The sequence below is a fragment of the Ruegeria sp. C12 genome, assembly GCF_056537745.1.
On record NZ_JBQFSA010000006.1, the window covers coordinates 40,863 to 65,783 of the forward strand.

16 protein-coding genes and 1 tRNA gene are annotated in these 24,921 nt (G+C 58.8%); 10 read left to right on the top strand and 7 right to left on the bottom strand.

From position 1 onward, the window contains the following. Window positions 1–30: 30 nt before the first annotated feature. A complete protein-coding gene (locus ACR0C9_RS12790; protein WP_170453738.1) occupies window positions 31–1,926 on the top strand; it encodes a PAS-domain containing protein in 1,896 nt (631 codons plus the stop codon). Next, a complete protein-coding gene (locus ACR0C9_RS12795; protein WP_170453739.1) occupies window positions 1,926–2,627 on the top strand; it encodes a response regulator transcription factor in 702 nt (233 codons plus the stop codon). The genes ACR0C9_RS12790 and ACR0C9_RS12795 overlap by 1 nt, the downstream gene beginning before the upstream one ends. 58 nt (window positions 2,628–2,685) lie before the next feature. Here ACR0C9_RS12795 and ACR0C9_RS12800 read toward each other — a convergent pair whose 3' ends face one another. The 5 genes from ACR0C9_RS12800 to ACR0C9_RS12820 all read right to left on the bottom strand — a co-directional run bounded on the left by ACR0C9_RS12800 (window position 2,686) and on the right by ACR0C9_RS12820 (window position 12,179). Then, a complete protein-coding gene (locus ACR0C9_RS12800) occupies window positions 2,686–3,996 on the bottom strand; it encodes an HlyD family type I secretion periplasmic adaptor subunit (protein WP_170453740.1) in 1,311 nt (436 codons plus the stop codon). Beyond that, complete coding sequence (locus ACR0C9_RS12805) at window positions 3,980–6,130, bottom strand: type I secretion system permease/ATPase (protein WP_480781165.1); 2,151 nt, start codon at window positions 6,128–6,130, stop codon at window positions 3,980–3,982. Before ACR0C9_RS12805 ends, ACR0C9_RS12800 begins: the two co-directional genes overlap by 17 nt. After that, window positions 6,127–7,461 (bottom strand): TolC family protein, encoded by a 1,335-nt coding sequence (locus ACR0C9_RS12810; protein WP_480781166.1) that lies wholly within the window; start codon window positions 7,459–7,461, stop codon window positions 6,127–6,129. Before ACR0C9_RS12810 ends, ACR0C9_RS12805 begins: the two co-directional genes overlap by 4 nt. After that, window positions 7,454–8,284 (bottom strand): SapC family protein, encoded by an 831-nt coding sequence (locus ACR0C9_RS12815; RefSeq protein ID WP_480781167.1) that lies wholly within the window; start codon window positions 8,282–8,284, stop codon window positions 7,454–7,456. The genes ACR0C9_RS12810 and ACR0C9_RS12815 overlap by 8 nt, the downstream gene beginning before the upstream one ends. A gap of 64 nt (window positions 8,285–8,348) precedes the next feature. Continuing rightward, the gene (locus ACR0C9_RS12820; protein ID WP_480781168.1) at window positions 8,349–12,179 is read right to left on the bottom strand and encodes a beta strand repeat-containing protein; all 3,831 of its coding nucleotides are present in this window, start codon (window positions 12,177–12,179) and stop codon (window positions 8,349–8,351) included. A gap of 219 nt (window positions 12,180–12,398) precedes the next feature. On the opposite strand from ACR0C9_RS12820, the gene ACR0C9_RS12825 reads away from it, so the two are divergent. Next, a complete protein-coding gene (locus ACR0C9_RS12825) occupies window positions 12,399–14,453 on the top strand; it encodes a dockerin type I domain-containing protein (protein WP_480781169.1) in 2,055 nt (684 codons plus the stop codon). Between the two features lie 99 nt (window positions 14,454–14,552). Here the strand turns inward: ACR0C9_RS12825 and ACR0C9_RS12830 are convergent, their stop codons facing one another. Beyond that, entirely contained in the window at window positions 14,553–16,007 is a 1,455-nt protein-coding gene (locus ACR0C9_RS12830) for an FAD-dependent oxidoreductase (RefSeq protein ID WP_480626726.1), read from the bottom strand. Between the two features lie 248 nt (window positions 16,008–16,255). Here ACR0C9_RS12830 and ACR0C9_RS12835 point away from each other — a divergent pair, with 248 nt between their 5' ends. Together ACR0C9_RS12835 and ACR0C9_RS12840 are read left to right on the top strand one after the other, a co-directional pair. Next, window positions 16,256–17,173, top strand: a complete 918-nt coding sequence (locus ACR0C9_RS12835; protein ID WP_480781170.1) for a polysaccharide deacetylase family protein — start codon at window positions 16,256–16,258, stop codon at window positions 17,171–17,173. Between the two features lie 88 nt (window positions 17,174–17,261). Further along, entirely contained in the window at window positions 17,262–18,440 is a 1,179-nt protein-coding gene (locus ACR0C9_RS12840) for a glycosyltransferase family 4 protein (RefSeq protein ID WP_480584574.1), read from the top strand. 95 nt (window positions 18,441–18,535) lie between these two features. Here ACR0C9_RS12840 and ACR0C9_RS12845 read toward each other — a convergent pair. After that, a tRNA-Leu gene (locus ACR0C9_RS12845) sits at window positions 18,536–18,620 on the bottom strand. Window positions 18,621–19,372: 752 nt separating this feature from the next. Between ACR0C9_RS12845 and ACR0C9_RS12850 the strand changes: the two genes are divergently transcribed. Genes ACR0C9_RS12850 through ACR0C9_RS12870 form a run of 5 tightly spaced genes read left to right on the top strand, consistent with a single transcriptional unit; the run spans window position 19,373 to window position 24,861 of the window. Beyond that, on the top strand, window positions 19,373–19,795 hold the full coding sequence (locus ACR0C9_RS12850) for a hypothetical protein (RefSeq protein WP_170453747.1): 423 nt from the start codon (window positions 19,373–19,375) through the stop codon (window positions 19,793–19,795). Window positions 19,796–19,798: 3 nt separating this feature from the next. Then, entirely contained in the window at window positions 19,799–21,808 is a 2,010-nt protein-coding gene (locus ACR0C9_RS12855) for a dynamin family protein (RefSeq protein WP_480781171.1), read from the top strand. An 8-nt stretch (window positions 21,809–21,816) separates the two neighbouring features. Next, complete coding sequence (locus ACR0C9_RS12860) at window positions 21,817–23,523, top strand: dynamin family protein (RefSeq protein WP_480626722.1); 1,707 nt, start codon at window positions 21,817–21,819, stop codon at window positions 23,521–23,523. 52 nt (window positions 23,524–23,575) lie between these two features. Further along, window positions 23,576–23,977, top strand: a complete 402-nt coding sequence (locus ACR0C9_RS12865) for a hypothetical protein (protein ID WP_480626721.1) — start codon at window positions 23,576–23,578, stop codon at window positions 23,975–23,977. Between the two features lie 23 nt (window positions 23,978–24,000). Further along, window positions 24,001–24,861 (top strand): hypothetical protein, encoded by an 861-nt coding sequence (locus tag ACR0C9_RS12870; protein WP_480781172.1) that lies wholly within the window; start codon window positions 24,001–24,003, stop codon window positions 24,859–24,861. Window positions 24,862–24,921: the final 60 nt, after the last annotated feature.

A 24,921-nucleotide genomic window follows, 5' to 3' on the forward strand; every position in this document is an offset into this window, starting at 1 on the left:
GCTACGGATAACCTGCGGGGGAGGGTGATTTTGGACATTTCGGAACAACGCATCAAGGCGATGACAACCGCCGGGCTGAACCTGATTGGTCAGGCCCTGTCGATCTATGACAGCCAATTGCGGCTGGTCCTCAGCAACCGCCGGTTTCAAGAGATGTTCGACCTTCCCGACGAGCTGGTGCAACCGGGCGCATTGTTCCGCGACACGATCTATTGTCTGGCCAGCCGAGGGGAATACGGCGACGAGGACAGCGTCGAGGAAATGGTCAAGGTGCGGGTCAATCAGGCTCTGGCCTTCGAACCGCACTATATGGAGCGCGTGCGTCCAAATGGTCAGGTGATCTCGATTGAAGGTGCGCCATTGCCGCAAGGTGGTTGGGTTGCCGTTTACACGGACATTACCGGAGCAAAACGCGCCGAAAACCTGCTGCGCGCCCGGTCCGAGGAATTGTCCGGCCAATTGCTGACCCATGCCGAGGAACTGTCGGCCACCAACCGCCAGTTGGCGGCGACGATCACAGCGCTGGAAGAGGCCAAGCGCGAGCTGACCGAGATTGAAGCCCGCACGCGGATGACGACCGAAATGATGCCCGCCCATATCGCCCATCTGAACACCGAAGGGCGGTACGATTATTCGAACCGGCGTCTGAGTTCGGTCATGCCCGGTCGTCCGTCGGATATTCTGGGCCTGCATATCTCGCAGGCGTTGGGGGCCAGCGCCTTTGGCCGCGTCGAAAGCCATTTGCAAAGGGCCTATGACGGCAATACGTCTGTTTTTGAATTCACCGAAGATCAGGATTCCCGCCGTATCCGAGTCTCGTTCACGCCGGACGGGGCAGGGGGTGTTTACGTCATGTCGGTGGATATAACCGAAGAAACGCAAGCCCGCGTTGCCCTGCAACAAACCCGCCGCCGCGAGATGGCCGCGCAGATGACCAACGGGCTGGCGCATGACTTTTCCAACCTGCTGACGATCATCCTTGGGATGCAGTCCCAGCTAACCAAGATGGACCTGCCCGAGGACGCCCGCGCTCTGGTCGCCGCAACCCAGAAAACGGCGCGGCGGGGTGGTCAGTTGCTGAACCGGATCGCCGATATGACGGGCAATCGCACGCCGCAGCCCAAAGCCACCGATATGCGCCGTCTGCTCGAGGATTTGCGGATTGTCGCCACCCCGTCTTTGCCGCGCGGTGTTGGCCTGTCGGTTGTCAATACCTTGCCGGATCAGGCCCTTATGCTGGATCCGGGTATGTTGCAGGACGCGTTGCTGAACCTTGTGCTGAACGCGCGGGATGCTTGCGGCACGTCTGGTCAGGTCACGATCAGCGCCCACACGGTCGGCAATATCTGGGTCGAGATCACGGTGTCAGACACAGGTCCCGGCTTTTCGTCAGAAGCGCTGGACAAAGCGCTGAACCCGTTCTTCACCACCAAAGGCAGCGATGGCTCGGGCCTTGGTCTGCCGATGGTTTACGACACGGTTAAGCTGGCAGGCGGTGATCTGAACCTGCGCAATACGCCCTCTGGCGCATCGGTCGTGCTGCGGCTGCCCTACCGGCCTGCCCCCCCTGAACAGGATGGTCTGGTGCTTTTGGTCGAAGACAGCGATGACCTGCGCGGACAGTTCCGGGATATGCTGATCGATCTTGGCCATTCGGTGATCGAGGCGACCTCGGCCGATGAGGCGCTTGCGTTGACTGCAAATGTGGAAGGGATTGTCATGGTGCTGTCCGACATCCGGCTTGAAGGGCCCGCTACGGGTTTGGACATGCTGGCGCAGCTTCCAACGGAATTGCCCTGTATCCTCATGACTTCTTTGCCTTATTCCGACCCGCTGCATCGGCAGGCCCTTGCCAAAGCGCCCGTGCTGAGTAAACCCTTCTCGCAGGCGCAATTGTCCGCGCTGATCCGAACCGAGGCCGCTTGATGACCCAGCCGTTGGTGACCATTCTGGATGATGAGCCCGAAATCCGTCGCATCCTGACAGATGCGCTGGAAGAGGCCGGATTCCGCACCCAAAGTTTTTCCCGCGCGCGCGAGTTCGAGGCTGCGTTGAAACGCGTCACACCGGATGTCTGTCTGGTGGACTTGTCTCTGCCGGATACGGACGGGTTGGCACTGGTCCACAGGCTGGCGCTTGAACAAGGGGCGGCGGTGATCATCATTTCGGGCCGGGCTCAGGTACAGGACCGGGTCACGGGGCTGGAACTTGGGGCAGATGACTACATCACCAAGCCATTCGACCCGACCGAAGTTGTGGCGCGCATCCGCGCCCGGCTGCGGTCTCCGCGCGGGCAGGCGCCGAATTCCGACGTCGCGACGTTCAACGGATGGACGGCGTATTTCGATCGTTATGTTCTTGAGGATGGCTCAGGCGTCGAGACACCGTTCAGCCATGCCGAGGGCGAGGTTCTGCGCCTGTTTCTGGAAAGCCCCAAACGTTTGATCAGCCGCGCCCAGATGCAGGAGTCACTGGGCGGTGGGGCCGGTGACAGTTTTGACCGCGCGATGGATGTTCGTATCTCTCGGCTGCGGACCAAGCTGGGAGAGGACCCCAAGAACCCGCGATTGATCAAAACTATCTACGGCGCGGGATATATTTTTGTGGGTGACGTAACCTGGAAATAACTTCCATTTCCCCGAAGGGGAATGGCGCAATCGACCATCGTTCTTAACGAAACCCGGGTTACTCTCGCAGCGCCTGATCTTTGATCTTCACAACGGGCTGCAGAATGTAGTCCAGAACAGATTTCTTGCCGGACAGGATGTCCACTTCGGCGATCATGCCGGGGATGATCTCGACCGCAATACCCTGCGCGTCCAGCATGGTGCTGCTGGTTCTGATCTCAACAACAAATACCTCTTCGTCGTTGCGCTCGGACCGGGTGATTGTATCTGCGCCTATGCGAAGAATTTCCCCATCCAGGCCGCCATAACGCGCAAAATCATAGGCCGTGATCTTCACTTTTACCGGCTGGCCTGCGTGCAGAAAGGCAATGTCCTCGGGTCGAACATAGGCTTCGACCAGTAACGAGTCATCCAGCGGAACAATCTCGATCAGATCCTCGCCGCTTCTGGCCAGACCGCCAATCGTGGTGCGATGGATACGGTTTACGATCCCCCGAACGGGTGAGCGTACCTGCGCCCGCGATGCCCGGTCGCGCAGGGCGGGAAGGGCAGGCTCCAGCGCCGCAAGCTCGGCTGTGGCCAGCGCCAGATCAGTCAGGGCCGCGGTTCGAAACCGGCTGCGCGTGGCTTTGATACGGTCGTCGATTTCGTCCAGCCCTGTTTTCAACCGGCTTGTCGCCGCCTCGGCCCGAACCTTGCGACCCTGCCATTCCGCCTCGCTGCGGCGCAAGGTCAGCAGGGTGGTGGCAGGCTCCATCCGTTGTTCGACCAAAGGGGCCATGATTGCCCGCTCTTCGGCCAACACTTTCAGCGTTGCGTCGGCGGTTACCTGATCTACCAGCCCTTCTTCGTATTCCTGATGTTTCTGTTGTCTTTGACGTTCGAGGATCGCGACTTCCGCGCTTAGTTCGGCTTGGCGACCCTGATACAAGGCGGTTTCCGACTTCACGACATTTGGTGCACCAGTGATCAGCTTTGCGTCAAAACGAAGATCTGTTCCTTCGATTTCAGCCTGCAAACGTTGCACGCGCGCCATGAGACCATAGGCACGCTGCTGTTCCTGACTCAGCTGGCTTTCGATCTGCGTGGTGTCGAGTTCCATAAGCAACGTGCCTGTTTCGACAACCTCACCTTCGCGCACGTGAAGCGCCTGCAGCACTCCGGGCTCGGTCGCTTCGATCATTTGCAGGTCGCCTGAAGGCACAATGCGCCCGTCCACCCGCGTGACGTCGTCGAGCTCTGTCAGATAGGCCCATGTCCCCGCCGCAAGCAGGCAGGCCAGGATCACGATCAGCAACAAAGATCCGCGCAACGGCGAGCGCCCGCGCATTTCACGCGCGAGTTGGGCCAGGTCAGGATGCTGCGACATTCAGATGCCTCCCCACCCGACGCGCGTGCTGCGCCAGCAGGCTTTTGGGTCCGTCCGCGCCGATCTTGCCGCCCTCAATCACAATCACCCTGTCGACCAGTTCCAGCAAACTGGTCCGGTGGGTGACAATGATCATAGTCGTGTCCTTGGTTGCCTCTTTCAGACGCTGGATTACCTGCGCCTCGGTCTTTACATCCATCGCGCTGGTTGGTTCGTCCAGCAGCAAAACGGGCGGTTTGCCGATCAGCGCGCGCGCCAGCGCAATGGCCTGTCGTTGCCCGCCCGACAAACCCTCGCCCCGTTCTGCCAGTTGTTGATCATATCCTCCGGGGTGGCGCGCGACGAAATCCTCTACCCCGGCAACACGCCCAGCCTCGATCAGGTCCGCGTCGCTGGGCCGGATCGCTCCGCTGACAATGTTGTCCCGAATGGAGCCTGAGAACAGCCACACATCCTGCAAAACCGAACCGACATTGCAGCGCAGGTCACCGGGATCGATCTGGCGGATGTCCAGACCATCCAGCATGACCGAGCCCACTCGGGGCGTGTAGAGCCCCAAAATCAGCCGCGCGATTGTGCTTTTGCCCGAGCCGATTTGCCCCAGAATGGCGACCTTTTCACCTTGGTTCACGGTGAAAGATACGCCGTTCAGGATGTCTTCACTCTGATCGGGATAGGCAAAGTGAACATTGCTGAAGGAAATGGCACCCTTGACGCCGGTTCGGGAAATCCAACTACGGCCTTCGGGTCGCTCGCTGTCGGCCTGCATCAATGTGTTAAGGTTGCGATAGGCGCTGCGCGCTTGATTCACCCGTGTCAGCGTCTGGGCCAGTTGGCCCAAAGGGGCCAATGCACGGCCCGTCAGCATGACGGATGCAACCAAGGCGCCCATGCTGGCCTGACCTTCGGTGATCAGGAAAACACCATAAAACACGATCAGAACCTGAGCTGCCTGCTGCGTGAACCCTGTCAGGTTCAAAGCGAACTGAGTCACCGCCCGACTTTTTGCACCATGCGCCGATTGCCGTTCAATCGCCTGTTCCCATCGATTGCGCATCTGCCGTCCGGCGGCCGTGGTTTTGATGGTTTCCAAACCCGTTACGGCTTCGACCAATACGGATTGCTTTGATTGTCCATCCTTAAGGCTCTTTTCGGCCATGCGAGACAGGATCGGTTGCACGGCCAGCCCGGTCAGCAACACAACAGGGACGGCAAGCGCGGGGATCAGCGCTAGATCGCCACCCACCAGATAAATGACAAAGACGAACAGGCCGATGAACGGCAGGTCGACCACAGCGACCAACGTGGCCGAGGTGAAAAACTCGCGCAACGTTTCAAACTCGCGCACCGTGCTGGTCATTGCGCCGGTCGAACCGGTGCGCGATTTCATCTGGATGTTGAGAAGGTGATCAAAAACGCGCCGCCCCATGAACAAGTCGGCATTCTGGCCTGCCCGATCAATGAAACCCGCCCGCAACAACTTGAGAATGAAGTCAAACAGCAAGGCCAAGCCCACGCCGATGGTTAACGCGATCAGGGACTCGGTTGCTTCGTTGGGAAGAACGCGGTCATAGACCACCATGATAAAAATAGAAGTCGAAAGGCCCAGCAGATTGGCCAGCGCTGCGGCAAGGGCGACCTGAATATAAGACCACCGGTTGGCCGCCAGAGCGGACCAGAACCAGTGGCCGGCACGGCCGGGGGTGTTTGTGCTCAACTCCGCCTTGTGATCGCGCCGGAACAGGATCGCGTATCCGGTATAGGCTTTTGCAAGAGCCTGTTCGGCCACTTCGCACAGGCCTGTACCGATTTCGGGATCGAAGATAAGCAAGGCCCCACCGGGCGCGCGTCCGTGGTAGGTGACGGCCTTGCCCCCATCCAGTAACAGCATAGCGGGGACAAGGGTGTCGTCAAAGACTTTGAGGTTTTGGGCACCGTATCCCGCTTGCAGCCCGGCCCGTTGGGCAACGCTGAGAATGTCTCGCACGCTCAAATCGCCATTCTGTCCGGATTGCGCCGAATGAAGTGCGGCCAGAGTGATGGGCCGCTCTAACGTTTCGGCGATGTTCAGCATGCAAGCTTCAATTGCCGAAACCTGCTCTTGGGTCGATGGCATGTCGCTTTGACCCATCATGGTGTGCCCCAAGTGTTGAAGGACAGCCCCAGCAGGTCGAGTATGTCGCCTGTCAGGCCAAGCGCGGCATAGTTGGTCAGGAAAAAGCTTTGTTCAGCCAGGATCAGACGTTCCTGAGCGTTCACGTAATCCCTTTGCGCATCCAGAATTTCAATCAGGCTGCGACGGCCTATAGTGAATTGCGCCCTTGCCGCCTGAACGCTTTCGGCATTTGCCTCGACCGCGATTCTGGCCGCGCGCAATCGTTCGGCCCCTGCTTTCTGGTCCGAGCGGATGAACCCGAGCTCGCGCGTGATTTCCCGGATCAGCGCTTCGCGCGCGAATTCTGCGTCTTTGACCCGAGCTTGTGCGGCTGTGATGGCGGCGCGCCTTTGGCCGGTGCTGTCGAGTTCATAGTTGAAGGACAGATCCACACCGAAATTTGCGTCGCGATCCGTGTCCTGATTGGCAAATGCCGCGACCCGAATGTCAGGCTGCCGACGCGCCTGCGCGGCGGTCCATTCCGCCTTGGCAGCCAACAGGCTTGCGTCTGCCCGGCGGACCTGCGGGCTGTTCATCACGATCTGCGCATCGGTCCGGTTCAGATCAGGTGCCCGAATGGGCTGCGGCAACGGCCCGGCCGGGGTTCCAAACACCTCGCGGAACCGGGCCTCGGCCCGGTCAACTTGGGCGATCGCATCGGCAAGGCGGGTGCGGGCATCTGCCATGCGCGAACGGGCCGTCAACACATCCGCGTTAGACCCGGCACCACTGGCCGCGCGTTCAGAAATCTGGCGAACAAGATCTTCGTGCGCGGTGACATTCTGCGAATTGACGTCGCGAATTTCGCGCCGGTCCAGCACCACCACATAGGCTTCGATGGCGGCAAGCGCGGTGGCTGCCGCCGTCTGCAACTGATCGCCATGGCTTTCGTAAACCCGAGCCTTGGCGGCGGTCAGATCACCCCTTGCTGCGCCACCGTCATATACCAGTTGCGATACGCGCAGATAAGGCGACACATCCGCAATGTCCGAGTCGATCCGCTCGGACCGCGCGTTCACACCCAATGAAACCTGAGGCAGAAACGCCCCCCTTGCCGCATCCTGATTGGCGGCTGCAACTTCCATCCGTGTTTCGCTTTGCGCCAGCGTCGGGCTTGTTTCGACGGCGTTTCGAATCCTTTGGCCGAAGGCGCTTTGCGTCAGCGGGGCAGAGGGTTTGGTTGCCCCGGCACCAGCGGTGCCCCCGGAGAACGAAAGTTCAACGTCCGACAAATCGGGGGGCTGCGTGCAGCCGGACATTTGGAGCGCGATGAGAATGCAGCCAGCGATTTGAACAATAAATTTAAACATGTGCTTGGACACCTTCCGGTTGATTAAGGCCAAAAGCGTGTTCTTTGGCTTGCGCACCGACAACAGCGTCCAAAAATCCGGATATCTCGGATGAGGCGCGCCCACTCGCGCGATCTACCATCTGACGCTGCGCTTGCGTCAGCCAGGCGACGTGAGACAGCGACACCTGATGAGCATGGATCAGCCGCAAGGCACCACTATTGGTCAGAAGCGATTTGTGGCTTTGGGGCAGAGAGTGCACGGCCCGCAAGCTGACGCCCAGCAAACCATCCGGGCATTCGACACTGGTAAGCTGATCCAGGGGGCTAAGCAGATTCATACCCTGAATGACCCGGCACAAAGTCAGTGTGTTCTGCTTAGCGGCGGCGCGTTGGCAAAGAAAACGCTGCACCTTTGCCAACTCGGGTGTCAGCTTGCCGTCCGCGTCAAAAAAACATTCTTCGCGCGGGTCGTCAGTGACAAGCCCAAGGGTTTCATCGACCATCAGCCAACCCGCCGGTTGGGGTTCGGACTGCGCGTTTGTCAGTTCTACTTGAAACGGCGGGCAGCGGAGTGCTGACGGCAAATATTGCGCCAACCAGGTTCCTTCGTCCGACACAAATGGCGTTGACCCCTTGGCGTGCACAGACAGCAAGGCAACGGCTTCGACTTCACCCGAGACGACGCGAAACGCGATTGGAAAAGCGGCCGCGGCCTGAAGGATTTCCGGCTCAACCACCGGGCATTCAGGAAGATGCCGGGCAAATTCAAAGGATGTGAATCGCCGCCAATACCGATGCCCGTGGTTGAGACGCGTGACCGGAGTTAAGCCGTTCTGCACCATAACTGCCCTCTCGTTCTGTTTGGTTTCCAGCCTTTTGCCGAGATTTGTGCCTCGCGAGGACGACCTATGCGGTCGCCCCTGTGGGGTCTGTGTGCAGGATGTTGTCAGCAGTCAGCCCGCTCAGATCGTCCAGCCCGTCAAAGATCGCAACAGTTTCGACCGAGGCTGTATCCGGTGCCGAATAGTCCACTTTGACCAAGGCGCTGTCGGTGCCGTCGGTTGCCAGCACATAAAGCTCATCCCCCGCCAGCGCGCCCGAAAAGCTTTCGACTGCGGCTTCGATGGACCCAGCAGTGAGATCTGTCAGAACTGTTGTCAGGCCGACAAACCCGGTATCCGCGCCCAAAGCATCGCCTGTCGCAAGGGTTTCGAAATTTGTGCCGTTGCCGCGCAACGTCAGCACATCCAGACCATTGAACATCAAAGCGTCCGAGACATCGGCCTCTGAGCCAAGCGAGAACCCGGTGATCGTATCAACGCCATTTTCTGCCGGATCAGCCTCGAACACGACGACATCGCGACCCGCATCGCTGAGGTCGATCATGTCATCGCCGTCGCCACCGCGCACGATTGTGTCGATGCCTGCGGCGGTCAGGGTATCAGCGCCGTCTGTTCCCAGTTGAAAAAACGTCGGCCCTCCATCCGGGGTGGTGATCGTCAGTTCAATGGGTTGGGTCGGGTCTTGCACCGTCATCGTGAAGGTGACCAGCGGTTGCGACAGGTCCGTGAACGTGGTTGCCGCACCGCCAAATCGAATGACGTCGCCGGTTCCCGGGCTGGCCAGGAACAGATCGAACTCACCATTATCGGAATCCGATCCGGTGTCGTATGTGACAACGGACGAGTCAAACTCAAGATCCGCAGTCATCGCCAGACCACTTGAGATATCGCGATCACTGTCGGCGTAAATCGCAAAGGTCACTACTGTTCCGGACTGCCCGATTTCCGAGATGACATACGCCGCGGGAACATGCGCCGTTGTCTCGCCGGTTGCCGGCACAGGATCAGGCCCGCCGGAGACTGTTGCCTGAGCGGTGAAACTCAGGTCATCACCGGCCTCGGTGCCCGAAAACTCAGCGGCCGGAACCGTCAGAGACCAGGTCCCGTCGGCAGCGACTGTTGCCGTTCCGACAGAGCTGCTTCCGAGCAAGACGTCTACCGATTGACCCGCGCTAAGCCCAACAGACGTGCCGCTGACAACAAGGCCGGATGTTTGCGCGTCGGCCAGCGAAATAGAGCCGTTGGTGCCAAGTGAATTCAGGTTCAAAAGCGGTCGGAAATCCGTGGTGATGGAGGTTGTGGCCGGGGCTGAGGCATTCCCGGCATCGTCCGACACCGTTGCCGCAATTGGGAAAGTCCCCGCATCCGACAGGGCTGCCAGGTCCGAGGCCGGGACGGTTGTGGTCCAGGTGCCCCCGGTCACGGTTGCAGTGTATGTCTCGGCGCCCAGCGTGACCGAAACGGTCTGGCCGTTCTCAGCCGTTGTGGTGCCCGAGATGGTTAGGTCACTGTCGCGCTCGATCACGTCCAGCGTTGCGCCAACCGGCAGGGCATCCATCGTGATGGACGGTGCCGAGAAATCGGTGGCAAAGGTTGTGGTTGCTTGGTTGCCGTTTCCAGCCGCGTCCTCGACCGACGCAGTGACGTCATAGGTCACAGCGTCTTGCAGCCCACTCAGATCGGAGGCAGGGGCAGTGAAGGTCCAGCTCCCCCCGGACACGGTTGCGGTGCCGCTTATGTCCACGGTGCCGTCGGGGCGGGCGATCTCTACGGTTATGACAGTTCCACTAGGTGCGTCGGATGTTCCCGATACGCTCAGATCGGTTCCCTGTTCGGAGGCGTTCATAACGGCCCCGTCAGAGAGGGTGGATATCGCAATCGTGGGCGCAGTAAAATCCGTGTCGAAACTGCTGCTGGCCTGAACCGCCGGATTGCCCGCAACATCGGACACGTCAGCTATGACGGAAATTGTCGCAGCGTCCGACAGGATTGCCAGATCGGCTGCGGGAACTGTGACGCTCCACCCTCCGCCAGAGGCGGTTCCGGTATATGTCACATCGTTCAGAGTGACCGAAACGACTTGCCCATCCTCAGCCGATGTGGACCCTAAGATGGTCAGGTCTGTGGCTTGTTCCGCAGCGCTCATGACTGCCCCGTCCGAGAAATTGTCGATGCTCAGCGTCGGCGCGGTGACATCCTTCGACAGGTTTACATCCGCTTGCGGGGCGGCCAGTCCGTCTGCGTCCGAAACATCAGCCGTGATCGTGAAGTCGCCCCCGTCCGCCAGTGCGGTCAAATCTGCGGTTGGGACAGTGACGCTCCAGGTGTCGCCAGAGACTGTGCCGGTATAGGTTTGCCCGTCCAATGTGACCGTAACCGTCTGACCGTCGCCGACATTCCCGGTTGTGCCGGAAATAGTCAGATCCGACCCGACCTCAACTGCGTTCAGAACGGACCCGACGGCAAGAGGTGAGATATTGATTGATGGACCTGTCAGATCGACCGGTACCGAGACCGTGACGGGGACAGAAGGGTTGCCCGCTGTATCGTCAACCGTCACGCTGATGTCGGCGGGAACGCCTGTGGTCAGGCTGGACAGGTCAGCGTTAGGGACCGTCACGCTCCAGTTGCCGCCGGTCGCTGTGCCGGTGTAGGTCTGTCCGTCCAGCGTGACGGTAACGGTCTGGCCATCTTCGGTTGTGGTGGCGCCCGTCAGGGTTAGATCACCAGTTGTGTCGACCAGATCAATCGATCCCCCGGCGACCGGATCCAGCGTCAAAGTTGGCGCGCTGAAATCAGTATCAAAGCTGCTGCTGGCCTGGGGCGCGGGGTTTCCGGCCTGATCCGATACATCTGCTGTTACCGAAATCGTCGCGCCATCTGGAAGCGACGCGAGGTCCACCGCAGGAACTGTGACGCTCCACGTGCCGCCAGAGACCGTGCCGGTGTAGGTTTGCCCATTCAGGGAAACCGTGACGGTTTGTCCGTTTTCTGCATCGGTTGTACCAGTGATGGTCAAATCCGTTGCCTGCTCGGCGCTGTTCAGGACAGCGCCGTCCGAGAAGCCGGCCACCGACACGGTGGGCGGCACGGTATCGATGTCGAATGTAACGGTCTCAGTCGACAATTCCTCACCCGTGCCATCCAGGTTGCGGATTGTGATCTCTGAGACCCCCTGCGGCAGGCCGCTGACCTCAGATGGGGTCAGGGAAATGCTCCAACTGCCATCGGCGTTGGGTGTCGCTGTTGTCACCAGTGATCCGATTGTCACCTCGACCGTGCTGGTCCCATCGGGCGCGGTGACTTCGGTGCTGGCGCTATTGAGCGCCGTACCCTGCAAATCGGCAAGATTCAGACTTGGGTAGCTGGGTGCAGGCGGCGGCGCAGGAGTTGGGGCGGTTGGCGCAGGTTCGGTGTCGTCGCCACCGCCGCCGCCTCCGCCGCCCGCTGCTGCGGCGGCTCCGGCAAGGCCAAGACCACCCAAGGCCGCCCCTGCGCCACTGATGCCGCCTGCGGCAGCACCGCCAGCCTCGGCAATGCTGAACTGAGCGATTTCGGCAACCGTTGCCTCGGCAATCATGATGGCGCCGCTGTCCAGAATCTGAACGTTTTCAGCCGCAACAATCAGGCTGCGGCCATCCGCCATTTTCAGCAGGACATCGCCGTTTTTCAACAGCTTGGCCGACTGAACACCGGGGATGGTTTCGGCAAACTGAAAGGCGTACAGCTCTTCAATCGTGGCCTGAGACAGGGCGGGCAGCGCCATCAGCGTGGAACCCAGACCGCCCGCCAGACCGCGCCCGGCCCAGCGTTTCATCTTGCCGTCGATCCACTGACGAATGTGCTGTTTGCGATCTGCGCCCGGATGAGATTGGGACTCAGGTGCTTTGGTCATCTTACCCTCACATGTGTTTTCCGCGATTTCGGAAGGGGGACAGTGCGCCCCGTTTAGGCTTTTGCTCATCTGTCTTTCCCTTTGGTTTCTGCGGCGATCGAACCCGAAAAAATTGAACTAAACTGAAGCCGAACTCCTCGTTTTCACCACATTCCTGCTTTGGTTTCGGTCCGGGCATCAGTTGATCCTGTTCGCAACGCCAGGGGTGGCGGTGGGGTGATGGCAATGATGCTGCAATTCGAAACTTTGGTCGCAACGGGGAGCACGGCGCTCGATTCAGGTATCGGCGATACGGCTTTAAAAACGTTTAACGGGGACACGTATCTCTACACCGTGACGGGCCCGGCAGGGGGGATCGCGGTCTGGCGCCTTGTGGATGGGTCCATCCCTCAGCTGGTCGACACCGAGTATTACAGCGGCACAATCACGTTTCAGGTGGGACGCTCGGGAACGCCTGTTTCCTTGGCAGGAACCGACCAATTGGCGCTGGACATCGATACCGCCACGGGGCTTGTGGGTTATGATCTGAACCCGGATGGCACCATCGGTGATCTGCAGGAAACGGGAACCCTGAGCGGCGGAGGGGATCTGTCCGCTTTGGTGCAATTATCCGTCGGCGCGACCGACTTTTTGGCGATGGCGCATGAGGATACCGGCCAGATCGGGACCTATGTCATCAATGGCGACGGCACGCTGAGCCTTGCCGGTCTCATCACGGGGTCTGCCGATTCGATGCAGGCGATTCAGGTTGGGGCAGAGCAGATCGTGATCGCTACCGACGCCGCCAGCAACAGCATCACAACATACACGGTCGTAGGGACCGGAACGCTGAGCGCGGTCGACAACAGCGCGGCCACGGCAACGTTGGGCATCGCGACGCCAACGGCGGTCGAGGTTATCGAAGCGTTCGGCGAATCCTGGGTGATTGTTGCCGGGTCGGGCAGCAACTCACTAAGCGTCATGAAGCTGCACAGCGATGGCAGTCTGATCCCGACCGACCATGTGCTGGATTCGCTGGATACCCGGTTCGCCTCGGTACAGGATCTGTCGGTGATCGAGGTGGACGGGCGGGTGTTTGTGGTTGCTGGCGGCGGTGATGACGGCATCACATTGTTCACCATGACGCCGAACGGGCAATTGGTGCATCTGGACAGTTTCGCCGACACTCTGGACAGCGGGTTGCAGAACGTCGAAAGCCTGAGCGTTGCGCATGTTGGGGATGAGTTACAGATTCTTGTCACCAGCCAGATCGACGCGGGCGTGAACCTTTTTACGGTGTCCGTCGATGATCTGGGTGTGGTGAGCGAAGGTTTTGGTACCGTAACCGGCACTGCGCTGGATGATATGCTGAGCGGTGGCGTACTGAACACGACCCTGTCGGGCGGCGCGGGTGATGACATTCTGATCGCCGGGGCAGGGGCGACCACCATGACCGGCGGGGCAGGGGCCGACATCTTTGTCATGCAATCGGGCAGCGGCCCGACAACGATCACCGACTTTCAGGCGGGTGTGGATCGGTTGGACCTGTTTGATTATCTGTTGCTGCGATCCCCCGCGCAGCTGACCGTCACCTCAACCGCTGACGGGGCCGAGATCACCTATCGCGACGAGGTTGTGCAACTCACATCAGCGTCGGGCGGTCCTTTGACAAGCAATGAAATCTTTGGTGCTGGTTTTGGCGGGCCGGACCACATCCCCGTCGATTTCAGCGATTTTGGAGTGACCGATCCGCCGAGTTCCGACGGTATTCAGGGCAGCGTTTCGATTGATTCCGAGGGGCCCAATCCGGGGCTTGGAGATGCCGAACTGCAATTCACACCCGACGGCAACAGCACAATCAGCACCACAGCGGATGAGGATGGCAGGTTCGACTTGGGCCTGCCAGCAGGGACCTACGCTGGCGAGTTGGACATCACCAAAGGGTATTCGACCGCCAGCGCCGAAATCACAGCGCTGGACGCGCTTCAGGTGTTGCGGATTGCGGTCGGGCTTGAACCGACATTCGGGCCCGCCGCGCCGGAAAACCTGATCGCTGCTGATATTACACAGGACGGTACGATCAACGCGCTGGATGCGCTGGCGATTCTGCAAGTGGCTGTTGGGCAACCGTCAGCACATGACGCGAAATGGGTTTTCCTGGATGCCGACGCGGATCTTTCCGGCATTACCGCGTCCAATGTCGACTATGAAACAGGTGTGGATGTGGTCGCCATTGATGGGGTGATCGAGGCGGACATGACGTCAATTCTGTTGGGTAATCTTGAGGTGGCCTGAAAGACTTATAACTATGATTATGTTAATTTTGTTTGCTTGGATCTGGCAAAAACAAAGCCGTTGCTGCAACAAATTCAGACAGATTGCAGCCAGAACACCCTAAACACGCGAAGATGTGGCCTCGGTCGGTATGTTGTCCTTTTGCCGAATGGTTGGGTCGGCGATCAGATCAAAGCCGTTGCGATCTTGCGAGGAAATCGCGCGGGCGGCTTGTATGCCGGTCAGGCTGGCCCAATCGGCTCCGGGACGGTTCACATGGTAGATTGAAGAAAACTTCTTAACTTCCTGAAACACGGCGGTTCGGTAGTTCGTCTGTTGTTCACGCCAACTGGCAGCCGCATTGGTACGCGGGAAATGAATCACTTTTGAGCCCAGCATGTCGCTGGATTTCACAAGGCCTGCGCCTTCGAGTTCCGAGATCGCTTTTTTGACCTGATCTTCCTCGCTGAGCTGCAGGATGGGCGCGTTCGCGGCACAGAAATACTCAACGCAGTAAACGCCCTGCCCTTCGGGAACCATCCCGCCACCAAAGGCCCCAAAATTGGTTATGCGCCCGCAATCCAGATTGGGATCGTTCACTTCGAGCCACGCGTGCGGAAAACTGTGAGGTGCCTTCAGGAACAGGTAGACCAGTAGCACTGACCGATCCGCCTCGGGCTTGGGCTGTGGGGTCTGGACGTCACTGTCGGCATGCTTTTTCAGCATGCCCCACAGGTTTTCGATCGTCATGCTGGACACAACGTTGCGAACGGTCGCTTCGTGCTCGACCTCATCTTGGATCCAACGGACAAGCACCTGCTCGCCATTGATCGGTTTCAGATCGGTGACCGTGGCTCCGAACTGTATCTGGCCGCCTTTGTCGTCATAGGTGGCTGCAAGCTTTTCAAAAAGTTGACCAGTGCCGAAATACGGGTGTCGCCAGGCAAGCTGTTTTGAAACGCCCCCACGTCGCGCCATCGTAAAAGCCTGTTTGACAGAGGCCAAACGCCCGGATTTGGTGCCGTTCCCGGTCGGATCCGCCTCGGGTGGCGGCATGTCAGCCCATCGGGCACCGCGGAACTTTTCCCAATACCCTTGGGCCAGCAATTTTGCGAATTTGCTGCCAACGCGGGAATACCAAAAGTCCTGATATGTCTCGGGTTGTTTGACCATTCCCTTGATCCAACCCTTCAGCATCGCAGCCCCGCCCGTTGCCAGCCATGTTACAGGCATGCCGCGCGTTGCGCCCCGATACCCGCCAGACATCTCAACGATCCTGCCCTGGTACAGGCTGCCAACGCGGTGGGGGTAATCCCTGTAGTCATCGCCAAGCATTTGGCTCCAAAGATCATCAATCTCGGGAAAGCGGGCGTATAGCTCTTTGCGCCCCAAATCGAGAATGAAGTCCCCCCAGCGCGGGGACCGCATCAGGCCGCCAACCTCGGTGCCTTGTTCGAGAATGATCGATGATTGCCCGGCTGCCTGAAGTTCCAACGCCGCGCTCAGGCCCGACGGGCCCGCGCCAATGATAATCGTATCGGGGATGTTTGTGCTGTCGCTGTGTGAATTGGACATTCTTAACTATTGCAATGGTTAAAATTCATTTTCGGAATGTATAGCAAGTTTTTCCGGGCCGTGTTAGCAATTAATCGTGTTAGGCGTTCTTGTGTCGCGTCTAACAACCGACGGTTATCAGAACGATTTTGTATTTTAGTAAAAGTTAAACGGGTAAAAAGCTGGTGTTATCGGGGTCACAATCCAACGGGGGTTTTGTTCTTTCACTCGACTTTGAGTTGATGTGGGGCGTCTATCCTTCGCAAACAGTGGAAAGCTACGGCGCCAACGTCCTTGGCGTTCGAAACGTTGTCCCGCAACTGTTGGACTTGTTTTCCAGCGTCGGGATCAAGGCCACCTGGGCAACCGTCGGGTTCCTGTTTTTTGACGACCGGGATGAGCTTTTGGCCGCCCTGCCCGAGCGCAAGCCGAAATTTCGCGACAAGAGAAACACAACATATTCCTTTCTCGAACAGCTGGGCGAAAACGAAAAAAAGGACCCCTATCATTTTGGCCTGTCGCTGGTCCGGCAGGTCGTTGGTTGCCCGGGTCAGGAAATTGGCACGCACACATTTTCGCATTACTTCTGTCTGGAAGAGCCGCTGGATCAGGCTGCGTTCAAGGCCGATCTAGATGCGTCGATTGCAGCCTCGGCCCGGGTGCAGAGCCGCCCAAGAAGCATCGTGTTTCCCAGAAACCAGGTTTGTGACAAGGCGCTGGACGTCTGTCGTGACCGAGGCATCGATGTGTTTCGCGGTCCGGGCCCGTTTGGCTTTGATACACCAAGCGCGCGACGCGACGAAGGTTTGATGCGCCGCGCATCAAGGTTGGCCAACAGCTATGTCCCCAGACCGCACACAACCTCGGTCGATGCAAAGCGCGAGGCTGGTTTGTGCAACGTTCCGGCCAGCCGGTTTTTAAGACCCTATTCAAACAGATTTCCCAGTGCCGCGCGGCTGCAAACCAGCGCAATCCGGCGCGAAATGCGCAGCGCGGCCAAGGGTGGGCAACTGTTCCATCTTTGGTTTCACCCCCACAATTTTGGTGTGAACACCGAAGACAACATCTTAATGCTCAGTCGTATTCTGAGCGAATATGAAGTACTGAAATCCGAGTATGACTGGCCATCTTTGACGATGGCGGACGCGGCCAATCTTGCCCGGAGAACAGAACCGGTTGCGGGTTGATGGGGCGACAGGAATGCCGGATTTGACACGGAAAATAAGTCAATCATCTGCGATATCCCAGCAGTCCGGGGTCGCGGTTTCGGATCTGATGGATCCGTCCAACGGTCAGAGCCAGTGCCGCAGCGGAAGGCTGCCCAAAGTGATGGTGATTGCCAGCCTGACATCTTCACTGGTCAATTTCCGCTTTGATCTTTTGAAGGAAATGGCCAAGCGTGCGGACGTTCTGGCCTGCGCGCCTGATGATGATCCAGAAACTCAGGCCCGCCTTTCCGAGATTGGGGTCGAGTTTCTGCGCGTTCCGATGGATCGAACGGGCACAAGCCCCGCAAAAGATGTGCAGACATTGCTTGGATTGGTGCGGGCGATGCGCTCGTATTCTCCGGACACTGTGTTTGCCTATACAATGAAGCCGATCATCTACGGTGGTTTGGCCGCGCGCATGGCGGGCGTGAAACAGTTTCTGCCGATGTGTACGGGGTTGGGCTATGTGTTTGTGGATCTGGAACACAAGCTGCACAAGCGGGTTCTGAAAGCCGGGGCCGTGCGTCTGTACCGACATGCGCTGAAACGCGTGCCAGAGGTTCTTGTTTACAACCAGGATGACGCGGCCGAGTTCAGATCCAAACGCTTGGTTGGGCCTGAGACCAAAGTGACCATTGTTCACGGATCCGGCGTCAACCTTTCAAACTTTCCCAGCTCACCTCCGCCGAAAGGACCTCCTGTATTTCTGATGGTCGCAAGGTTGCTTCGCGACAAAGGCGTTTTCGACTATGTCGAGGCCGCCAGACAGCTGCGCGCCATCCATCCGGAAATCCGGTGTCAATTGCTGGGACCCCTTGATGCGAACCCCGCCTCGGTTCAGCCGCAGGATCTTGAGATGTGGCGGTCGGAAGGCATCGTGGAATACCTTGGTGAAACAAACGATGTGAGCCCGTATCTGGCTGCTTGCTCAGTATTTGTGCTGCCCTCCTACCGCGAAGGATTGTCCCGGACGGTGCTGGAAGCCATGGCTACCGGGCGAGCCATCGTAACCTCTGACGCGCCGGGATGCCCCGATCCGGTTGTCGAAGGCGTCACGGGATTTGTCACTCCGGTACGTTCCCCGGATGATCTGGCGCAGGCGATGCTTCGGTTTGTCGAAGATGAAAGCCTTGTCCCCGAGATGGGCGCGGCGTCACGGGCCCGCGTCGAAGACAAATACGACGTGGTTGGTATTGTTAAAATTCTGCTGGGCAAGCTTGGGTTGTCCGAGATTGCCCTGCGCTAGGGCTGCGGCGTGTTGCAGATCCGGTGATCACCCGGCGATTGCATGCACGAAGGCAATTCAGGACGGCCGTATCGGATTGTTGTTTCGATTTTTGATGGTGCGGGTGGAGGGACTTGAACCCCCACGCCTTGCGGCGCCAGAACCTAAATCTGGTGCGTCTACCAATTTCGCCACACCCGCAACCGGGCACCTGCGTGCCGGACTGAGGCGCTGCATAACAAAGCTTGTGGCCGAGTGCGAGGGGTAAATTTGATCCGAAGGCAAGTTTGTCATGATCGGACCAAACCCCTCTGATTGGCAGGGGTTTTGGCCGCGAAAGACACTGCTTGGCGTTCGATCCCAGCGACGGCTGAGTAAGTTTCTCTGGCAGAAATTCCACGATTTGGAACGTATCTTGATGTCGATGAGCCGACGGATTCCGGGTGCCACAATTGTTCTGATCGGCGACACAATGGTTCGTCAGTGTTCGCCTTGGGAAAACGCGTTTACGTTGTGTCAGTCAACACTGAGGGTGCAAAACGGAACGTCTTTTCACCCTAAGTCGCGGACAGCCTCCAGCCCAGAGCGGTGTTGTCTGCTAGGGCTTTGGGCGAAGAAAATTCGACGTGGCCGGAAATAATATAAATAAAACAATATTTTAAGATGATTGAAACTCCAATCGCATCTTTTCCACCTCACCTTGCGTCAGGTTTGAAAGCAGCGTTCTACTCGGCCGAAAAAATCTTCGGAACCCCGTAATACACTCAAAGGTTGAGGCATTCCTGCGCACGCCGCATCACATTTGCGCCACATTTCAAGCACCAAAAAATCTTATTCGCGTCAAATTAACACCGCCTTGGCCGGGCTTGTTGAGCGCAGGAGTTAATGAGTCTTTTTCGCCGCCTTGGCACCGTACGAGTTTTCCGCTCAACTCCAGTACAAGGTTCTTTGCCGTGACCAATCTGAACAACTCCGCTGCCGCCGAGCAAGATGCGATCTTTTTTGCTCGTGAAAGTTTTTTGGGTGAACTCAAGACCCTGAACCGCGATCATCCCGATACAGGCTTTGGCATTTCCCTGCGCACCCATTCGGGCGAGCATTACCTGCTGGCCAACGCGCGTATGCCCCTGCCCGCTGCCAAGTCCGACGGGTTCCCGACGGGCCGGCGCGTGGCCTGCCTTGAAAATGGCGACCGCTTTAGCTCCATCGAAGTTCTGGCCGATTCCGTGGCTTATGAAACAATTTCCCCTCGCGCCGAGGCCGAGATTCTGGGGAACGCGCTGGACCTGATCGCCCGTATCGACACCCTGACCAGCCTTCCTGCGGGCCGCATGTCGCATGAGCCGCAGATTGCTGCCACCGGAACCGGAGGCTGACCCATGGCGCGCAATGACCACCTTTTGTCTGTCGGAAACGAAGCCCTTGCGCCGATGACCTCGGCAATGTCGTCTTTGACGGCACAGATCGACCAATTGACAGAGGTGGCCGATGCGCGGTCTTCGGCCCGGCTGGCCACGCTCAAGACGCGGATGGAGAATTTCACCGCCAGCATCACCATGGTTGGGCAGGTCAAGGCGGGTAAGTCCTCGATCGTGAATATTCTGGCAGGCCGCCCTGCCCTGTTGCCCTCGGATGTGAACCCGTGGACCTCGGTGGTGACGACGCTGAATATCAACACGCGCCCCCCCGGTGATACGAAATCCAAGTTCACGTTCTTCGAGCAGGAAGAATGGGACAATCTGATGGTCGGCGGGGGTCGGTTGGGTGAACTGGCGAACCGGGCCGGTGCTGATGACGAGATGGACGATATCCGCCGTCAGATCGCCGAGATGAAGGCCAAGTCCGAAGACCGTCTGGGCAAGCATTTCGACCTAATTCTGGGTCAAAGCCACCAATACGACTATTTTGACGAAAAACTGATCCAGCGCTATGTCTGTCTGGGTGACGAGGACGACCCGGATATCGACCCGAAAACGGGTCGTTTTGCCGATGTGACGAAATCGGCCGAGCTGTTCATGGATATCCCGCAATATCCGATCTCGCTGAAGCTGTGCGACACGCCCGGTGTGAACGATACCTTCATGGTGCGCGAACAGATCACGCTGCGCAGCCTGCGCGGGTCCGAGGTCTGTGTTGTGGTTCTGGCCGCCAGCCAGGCGCTGACCACCATGGACATGGCGCTGATGCGGATCATCGCGCAATTCGAAAACCGCCAGATCATTCTGTTTGTCAACCGGATCGACGAGCTGGCGGACCCAGTCAATCAGGTTCCTGAAATTCGGGATCGCATTCAGGACACCCTGAAACAGAACAATATCGACGCCAATACCAGCGTTGTGTTCGGCAGCGCCCTGTGGGCCGAAGCTGCTTTGACCGGCAACCCGGACATTCTGACCGAAGAATCCCGGCAGACGCTGAACACGTTCTATCTGGCTGCCGGGTTTGGCGATCAGGCCCCCTCGCTGGACAAGATCTGGGCGCTGTCTGGCTTGCCGGACCTGCTGCTTGCGATGAACGAACGCATCGCCGAAGGCGCAGGTGCGCGTTTGCTGGACCGGGTACGCCACCGCGCGCGCAACATCGCCAGCCAGATCCGCGCAACGGCTGTTGCCAAGACCCTGTCGGGCGGCGAAGGCGTTGTTCGCGATTTGGACGGGGCCTCGCCCGAGGACGCCATTGCCACTGTTGCCTCGGAATATGAAAAGAAAGTCGCCGACCTGACCGCCTCGTTGCGCGACAAGGTGCTGGAACGTCTGAACGCGGCTGAGGCCAATTTTGTCAAACGCGCCACCGACTCGTTGATTGCGCATCTTGAGGAGAATGGCGAACAAGGCACCTGGCAGTACGATCCGGCGGGTCTGCGAACGCTGCAAAAGGCGGCCTATTTCAGCTTTGCCCGGTCCATGAAGAAAGAGGCCGGGGCGCTTTATTCCGCGGCCAAAGCGGATGTCGAGGCGCTGTATCACAAGCTGCTGGGCAACCATCTGGGCGAGTTCAGTATCGAAGCGCCCATCGTACCCCGCGTGCCGCCCCCATTGGGCATCGGGCGCACCATCGCGCTGGACTTGCAAAGCACCTGGTGGCGCAGGTGGTGGCAACGCCGAAAAGGGTTCGAGGCCTATGCCGCCGACTATACCCGTCTGATCGCGTCCGAGGCGAACTCGATCACCAAGGATATCGAGGAAAACCAGATCGCAGCGGTTCTGGAAAACGTCCGCGCCGGGCTGGCTGATTTCATGCGCGAGCAGAAAGAGACTCTGCTGAATATCTCGGCCTCGGCTGAAAAAGGCGGGCAGACTCCGGCTCTGATGGCGAATCTGCAATTGCAGAAATCGCGGGACGAGATTCTGGGCGACATCCTGAAAGACCTTAGCAACGAAGCGGCATAAGTAGAAAAATGGCAAAAGACACACATAACCGTTTCGTTTCCCCCAAGGCATGGGAGCGTATCGAGCATTGGTCGCGCCGGAAGCCGGTTTTCGCCTTAATGGGCGAATTCAGCGCCGGGAAATCCACCCTGATGAACTTTTTGCTGCGCACGCACACCCTGCCGACGCAGGTGACGGCAACGCAGTTGCCTCCGGTGTGGTTTAGCTGGGGCAATCGTCCGGCCTATGTCAAACGGCATGATGGCAGCACCGAGCAGATCGAACTGGATCAGCTTGAAACCGTCGGCGTCAACGATGCGCAGTTCATTCGCATCTTTCTTGAGGCGGACATTCTTGAGGCGGTCGATCTGATCGACACGCCGGGTATATCAGACCCCAAGATCTCGACCGATGTATGGCAACGTGCGGTGGGTCAGGCCAATGGGGTTTTGTGGTGCACCCATGCCACGCAGGCCTGGCGCGAGACCGAGCGGGCGACCTGGGTGTCCTTGCCTGAACGGTTGCAACATAACTCGCTGCTGCTGGTGACACGGGCAGATGCGCTGAGCGCGAAGGACCGGCAAAAGGTTCTGCGCCGCGTGAACCGCGAGGCCGGGCATCTGTTCAACCGCTCGATTCTGTTTTCCGCACGTGATGCGATTGAAGCGCGCGACAAGACGGGGGATGCCGAGATGTGGTCGCGCAGCGGCGGCGGCAAGATGATCGACAGCTTTCTGGAGATCACCGAGCAGATCATGGACAACCGCGCCGATCAACTGGCGCGCTATCAGATCGACAAAAGCCTGTCCGACGCGCCCAAGGTGCAGCCGCTGCGCCCGTCGAAGACCACCGAAACGGCAGCGCCCGATGCTTCGGCCCCGCTCAAACTTGTGAACCCGTTGACGGATGCGGGCGAAGATGCCTCGGTCGTGACCAGCTTTCCGGTTCGTCCCGCGCGGGTGGAACGTCGCCCCGAAGATGCGGATCGCACACGTATCGACGCAGCCGAGGCCGAGCGTTTGCGCGCCGAAATGGTGCCCGAGTCGACGCCCGAGATTGACGAAAGCAATGAGGACGAGCTGCGCGCCTATTTCCGGGACACGGCCAATGATCCGCTGGACATCGAAGCTGTTCCCGATCCCGAGGCCGATTTGGAAGACTATGATCTTCTGGATGACGCGGAACTGGATGATGAAGTTGAAAACATCCTGGCAGACGACGCATCGGATGGGTCAGCGGATGAGTCCGAGGATCTGCTGTCATCACTGACGAATACGTTGAAGGAAACACCCGAAGCGATTGCAGGCCCTGCGCAAGATCAGGCGCAACCTGATGAGCGCAGCATCGAGGTCTCGGTATCCTCGATCACGGCACTGATGGCCGAACAGCAGGACCAGGGCGCAGAGGAATACGAGCCCGAGCCCGAAACCAGCGGTCTGGTCGAGATCAAGGCATCAGCCGATTTGGTCAATGGTCCCGAAGCCCATGTGGTCGATCTGAATGATCTGACCGAAGTGGCGGTTGGCGCGCCCTTGAGCGCCGCAGCCATGTGGGAGGAAGTGACCAAAAACGAGGATCTGCCCACGGACGCAGAAGCCTTGATCAAGGTCTTTCAGTCCTTTCTGTCCGAGTTCGATCAGATCGCCGTCGAGCATACCGCTAAGCAAGCCAGGGAAACGCTGCGCTCGATCCCGAAAACCAGCGAAAACAGCGGGGCGGAATGGCATGTCTTGTAATCGAAATCGGATTGGGATAACCGCCTATTAGTGAGGTAAAACAGTTAGTTAAATGTCAATTCAGGCTGCCTTGAACACCGCGATCGAAACCATACCCGACTGCATTGCAGCCGGGTATATCGACATGGAAACGGGGATGCTGCTGGGCACCAGCACGCCCGATCCGGACGGCGCGGTTGATCTGGATTCGCTGGCAATCGCCGTGGCGAACCTGTTTCAGGGGCGCGGGGTGGCAGGTTTTGAGGCGCTTTTGCGTCAGGCCGGAACAGAAGACGAGGACAATCCGGGATTTGGGGAAATCGCGGTGTTCTCGAAAGCCCGGCTGAACATCTTTCTGCGGACCCGGGAATATCCCGATCATGTGGTCTGCTACATCTGTCGCAACAGCGCGAACGTCGGGCTGGCGTTGACGAAATCGCATCTAAGCCTGGGGCCGGTTGCGGCCGCAGTGTGAACGGGACCAGAGGGGGTCACGGCATGATGGACACGGACATACTCGACATGCTCGAAGATATCGGGCGGTCGTCTGTTGCCCGATTGTCCCCGGCGGTGGTGATCGCGGGGGACACGGCTGCTGCGCGCCGGGCCGAGGTCTTGCGGGTGATCCGTGGCACGATTCTGCCACGTCGTCTGGAGTTCACGGCCGCCAATGGTGATTGTCTGGCGATCGAGGTGAACAGCTCGCGCGTGACAGATGTATTCCGCGTTGTCTCGGGCCCCGTGCCCCATTTTGATACAGCGGCGCGTGACGAATTGATTGAAAACATGGCGCGGCTGGTGACGGATATTGCATCTGCCCCTGCTCCGCTGGAGTTGCTGTCTCTGCAAACCGACAGGGCGCTGGAGGCTGACGATGTCGGCGTCACCCTGCGGGAAATCGAAAACGCCTGTGCCAAGATCGATCTTCCGGCGGAACCGATTGTTTCGGTGGTACCCGATGACGCAGAACCTGTTGCCGAACTGCCTGAGCCGCAATCAACCGGCACACTCGCCCAGACGTTTTTTGCAGGCGCAGAACGCTTTGCGTTTGGGTCCGTTCTGGCCTCGGCGCAGGACGGCGATATCTCTCACATGGCTGAAAAGTGCGCCCCCGGCGGGCGGTTGTCTCCGGATCAGGCGCTGCTGGCGCAGTTTGCGGCCGATTTGGCGGGTTGGGACAAAGACACACAGCCCGCGCTGGATCATCCCCAACTGATCGTCATGCGCCCGTCCGGCGGCAAGGGTGCTGGTTTGGCCGTTGTGAATGACGGCCAGCAGATCGCGATCGCTGTGCATGAAGCCCGAAAACTCGGGGCGGTTGTCAATCTTTGGGCTGCGTTGCAGGAGGCGGACGGATGATCGCCTCCAAAACATTCAAATTTTCTAATAATTCAAGTCGTGTAGTTTTATCAGGGTAAC